The sequence below is a fragment of the Corallococcus sp. CA041A genome, assembly GCF_003612075.1.
In the GTDB taxonomy this organism is placed as follows: domain Bacteria; phylum Myxococcota; class Myxococcia; order Myxococcales; family Myxococcaceae; genus Corallococcus; species Corallococcus exiguus.
In genome coordinates this window covers 1-4367 of record NZ_RAWF01000438.1, presented here as the reverse complement: position 1 = coordinate 4367, position 4367 = coordinate 1, and the positions used below count along the sequence as shown (strand labels likewise).

Here is a 4367-nt window from a genome sequence, read left to right as displayed (position 1 = left end):
GGGGGTGGGTCCGGGATGCGCTGGAGTCATCCATTGCCTCCATCCAGCAATGGAACTCGATTCAGTGCGCCGAGCCGGCGGCCATCATGGCGGCGGCTCAGCTCTTCTACCGGATGGCGGACATGGAGCTGTCGGTGCCATTCGAGGGCTCGAAGCAACTGGTCCCGAGCGACGAGTCGGGCCACTGGGGAAAGGAGACCTGTGGGCGGTGCGCCATCTCGGAGGTGAGCTTCGCCGGCGTGACAGCGCCAGGGACGCGCAAGGAGGTCCGGATGTGCTCGGTCGTCATCGAGCCCTCCGCTCACGGCATGGATGCCAGGGAGGCGCGCTCCAAGGAGGCCCTTCCCCGGGCGAACTTCGACGCCATGCTCGGCCCCGAGCTTGTCTACAACAGCAACGTGAAGCAGCGCGCGTATGACGACCCCAAGCGCGCGGCGATGTTCCACGCGATGGAGTGGTTCCACCAGCTGGGCATCGCCCAGTCGAGTCACAACCCGTTCTGGAACGGCGCCCTGAAGGTTCCGGGAGCAGCCTCCCAAAGGCTCGCAGACCCCATCCTGGAGAGGGTCTCGCGGTACGGGCTCGAAGGGTTCTTCTTCGAACCCGCGTCCGGGACGCCGCGCGCTGGCGGAAGCGCAGGGGCAGCCGCCAGCGCTCCTGGCTTCAATGGCGGTCCGTGGCGGGGGGCCGTGGCGACGAGTACCTCCGGCGCGTCGGCGGGAAGCGCTGGCGCCGCCGCGGGCCATGGAAGCGCTGGCGCGGGCAGCGGAGGCTCGAAGGATGACCCTGCGGTCTGGGAGGACTTCGTCCGGACTCGCACCCTGGAGGAAGTGGGACACCTGTATGGATTCGCGGACGGTGCGGTGCACGCGAACGTCCTCTTGGGGGAAGCCCTGCCGCCTGGCATCCGGGCCATGGCACAAGAGCGGGGGTTCCTTCCTTCCGACAAGGCCCCCAAGAGGGGGGGCTCCGCCGGAAGCGCGAAGTAAGGCATTGGGAATCGCTGGCTTGTTTTCCGCAGGGTGCGCTGGTGGTGCGGAACACGGCGGAGGTGAGGGGAGTGGGCCCTCCTGGATTCGAACCAGGGACCAATCGGTTATGAGCCGACAGCTCTAACCGCTGAGCTAAGGGCCCTCATGTCTCTGACGCCAGACGCGCGCTGACTATCTCTCCGCCCGCTCGCGCCTGGCAAGCGCCGCCGCGTGTCAGGCCTTGCCGTCCTTCTTCACCACCACGCGGAACACCTGCCCCCGTTCGTCCACGGTGACGCCCTCCGCTCGCAGCCGCTTCGCCTGCTCGTGGGCCACCGGGGGCGCCAGCGTCCCGTCAGAGCGGACGACCCGCCACCAGGGCACCTGCGTGGCCTGCCCCGGCAGGTGCTTCAACTCCCGCCCCACGCCTCGCGCCGCGCCCGGCCTGCCCGCGTAGATGGCCACCTGCGCGTACGAGCGCACCTCTCCCCGGGGAATGGAGCGCACCTGCTTCATCACGCTGTCGGAGAAGGGCAGGGGCTCTCCGGCGGGCTTCTTCGCGGCCATGGCGCACCTCACTCGGGACGAAAACGACGAAGGCCCCCGGTCCACTCAAGGAACGGAGGCCTCCGGGCCCAACAGTCTACTTCAGCGGCTCAGCTCTCCACGAAGGAGCGCAGGCGCTTGGAGCGGCTGGGGTGACGCAGCTTGCGCAGCGCCTTGGCTTCAATCTGGCGGATGCGCTCGCGCGTCACCTCGAAGTCCTGGCCCACCTCTTCCAGCGTGTGGTCGCTCTTCTCGCCAATGCCGAAGCGCATGCGCAGGACCTTCTCCTCGCGCGGCGTGAGCGTGGCCAGCACCTTCCGGGTCTGCTCGGCCAGGTTCATGTTGATGACCGCGTCCGCGGGCGACACCAGGCTCTTGTCCTCGATGAAGTCGCCCAGGTGGCTGTCCTCTTCCTCGCCAATGGGCGTCTCCAGGGAGATGGGCTCCTTGGCGATCTTCAGGACCTTGCGCACCTTGTCGAGCGGCAGCTCCATCTTCTCCGCGATCTCTTCCGGCGTCGGCTCGCGGCCAATCTCCTGCACGAGGTAGCGGCTCGTGCGGATGAGCTTGTTGATGGTCTCGATCATGTGCACCGGGATGCGGATGGTGCGGGCCTGGTCCGCGATGGCGCGGGTGATGGCCTGACGGATCCACCAGGTGGCGTACGTCGAGAACTTGTAGCCGCGCTTGTACTCGAACTTGTCCACCGCCTTCATCAGGCCGATGTTGCCCTCCTGGATGAGGTCCAGGAACTGCAGGCCGCGGTTCGTGTACTTCTTCGCGATGGAGACCACGAGGCGCAGGTTCGCCTCCACCAGCTCGCTCTTGGCGCGCTCGGCGCGCTTCTCGCCCAGGCGGATGGCGTCGTAGTTGCGGCGGAGCGCGTCCACGGGGAGGTTGGCTTCCTCCTCCACGCGCTTGATCTTCCGCACCGCAGTGCGCACGTCGCGGTCCAGGACCTCCAGCTGCTCAGGCGTGAAGTTGAGCTGCTTCTGGAGCTTCTTGGCGATGTTCGGGTTCTCGCGCGACTCCTTGAGCTGCGGGCGCAGGTCCTTCATCACCACGCCGTAGCGGCGCTCCAGGTCCCCGAGCTCCTCCTCCGCCTTCTCCACGCGCTCGATGAGGCCCTTGAGGTTCACGACGATGCGGTCCACCTGCTTCTTGTTCAGCCGCATCTCCTCCAGGACCTCCATCATCTTGGTCCGAAGGTCCTTCACCTCCTGCTTCAGCTCCTTCTTGCGAACCTCCGTGAGCTTCTTCTTCCCGGAGAGCTCCTCCTCCAGGACCTCGCAGTCCTTGGCGAACTTGCGGAAGCGCTCAATCTGCTTGGAGATCTGCTCGATCTTGTTGAGCTCGCTCTGCGCCAGCTGCGCGGGGGCCTCGCCCTCGGCTGCTTCCTCGGCGGGCTCTTCCGCGTTCTCCGTCTGGGCCTCTTCGGGCGCGTCCTTGATGACGTCGCGCACGCGCAGCTTGCCCGTCTTCAGGCGGTTGCTGATGTCCAGGATGTCCGCCACCGCGACGCGGCAGGCGAGCAGCGCACGCAGGACTTCCTTCTCGCCCTCTTCGATGCGCTTGGCGATCTCCACCTCTCCCTCGCGGGTGAGGAGGCTGACGCTGCCCATCTTGCGCAGGTAGAGACGGACGGGATCGTTGGACTTGCCACCCGGCTCGTCGTCCTCGTCCTTCTCGTCCTCGTCCTGGTCTTCCTTCTCTTCTTCGACCGCGACGGTGGGCTTGATCTCGTTGGACTGCGCGGCCTTCTGCGCGTCCACGATCTCAATGTCGTTGTCGCCGAACATGCTCATCACGTCGTCGATCTGATCGGACGACACGATGTCGGCGGGGAGGGCGTCGTTCACCTCGTCATAGGTGAGGAAGCCCTTCTCTCGGCCCGCGGCCAGCAGGTCCTTGACCTCCTTGCGCTCGGCGACGGGATCCTCCTCCACGTCGTCTTCCACGGCGTCCGGGTCCACCTGGACGGCGGCGGCGGCTTCCTCCGCGGCCTCCTCGGGGTCCACGTCGTCGGCCATGGCGGCGACGCCCTTCTTCTTCTTGATCTTCTCGGGCGCCTCGGCGGGGGCGTCCTTCGCCAGCAGCTCCTTCTCCTCGGGCTCCGCTGCCTTCGTGACCTTCGCCGCAGGGCTGTCCGGGGCCTTCTTCTTGCGGATCACCGGGTCCACCTTCTTCTTGGTGGGCTTCACGGATGCCTTGGGGGGCTTCTGCGTCGGCATTCGGGTACTTCTCCTTAAGAAAATCAGGTGCTTTGGCCTGGGCGAGCCGGCCGATCTACCGCAAAGTCGAGCTTTCTTACAAACGCGAACTCAAACCGGTTGCATTGGTCCCTTTGTTCCCGTTGCCGAGGAAGCGGGGGTCAGCTCATCCAGGACGCGCTTGCGGAGCGCCAACAGCTCCTTGCGCTCGGAAAGGAGCAACCGCGTCTCCTCTGTCAAATCAAAAGCCCCCTGCGTCTGTTCCGTCGCTCGCTTTATATAAACGAGCCGCTCGTCAATGCGCTTCTTCATGATGTCGCGGCACGCGAGGATGAACTCCGTTTCGAGTTCCATTCCCGCCGGAGAGAGCCGGCGGCCGGCCTCCAGGAGCGTCCGCTTGACGACCTCCGAGGCCTCGAAGAGCGCCTCCTCCAGCCCCTGCCCGGACGTCGTCTGGGCCAGCACCATCCGCAGTCCCATGTGGGACAACTCATCACACACGCGGAAGGTGTCCCGGGCCAGCAGCCGGGAATCCCGAAGGATTGCAGCCACATAGAGCGCTTCTGACTCCGGCGGAGGGCGCTCCGCCTGGGGCTTGGGCACCGGGCGGGGCACGGCCTGGACGGGGACGGCGTTGGGG

General features: G+C 66.3%; 3 protein-coding genes, 1 tRNA gene and 1 pseudogene. 1 reads left to right on the top strand and 4 read right to left on the bottom strand.

Annotation, left to right across the window (positions count from 1 at the left end; genetic code table 11):
* Nucleotides 1–989 (top strand): hypothetical protein (locus D7V77_RS44045; protein WP_199733984.1); only part of this gene is annotated, 989 nt, incomplete at its 5' end.
* A 72-nt stretch (nt 990–1061) separates the two neighbouring features.
* Here the strand turns inward: D7V77_RS44045 and D7V77_RS40510 are convergent.
* From D7V77_RS40510 to D7V77_RS40495, 4 genes and pseudogenes are all read right to left on the bottom strand, one after another.
* A tRNA-Ile gene (locus D7V77_RS40510) sits at nt 1062–1134 on the bottom strand.
* A gap of 71 nt (nt 1135–1205) precedes the next feature.
* Complete coding sequence (locus D7V77_RS40505) at nt 1206–1538, bottom strand: MGMT family protein (RefSeq protein WP_120581521.1); 333 nt, start codon at nt 1536–1538, stop codon at nt 1206–1208.
* 89 nt (nt 1539–1627) lie between these two features.
* Nucleotides 1628–3748 carry an RNA polymerase sigma factor RpoD gene (rpoD, locus tag D7V77_RS40500; RefSeq protein WP_120581520.1) on the bottom strand — a complete coding sequence of 707 codons (2121 nt, stop codon included), beginning with the start codon at nt 3746–3748 and terminating at the stop codon, nt 1628–1630.
* Nucleotides 3749–3838: 90 nt separating this feature from the next.
* Nucleotides 3839–4367, bottom strand: a pseudogene (locus tag D7V77_RS40495) (DNA primase); the annotation flags it as partial.

Excerpts from the sequence above, each read along its gene's own strand:
- rpoD (WP_120581520.1), bottom strand. The coding sequence starts at position 3,748 with ATGCCGACGCAGAAGCCCCCCAAGGCATCCGTGAAGCCCACCAAGAAG.
- D7V77_RS40505 (WP_120581521.1), bottom strand. The coding sequence starts at position 1,538 with ATGGCCGCGAAGAAGCCCGCCGGAGAGCCCCTGCCCTTCTCCGACAGC.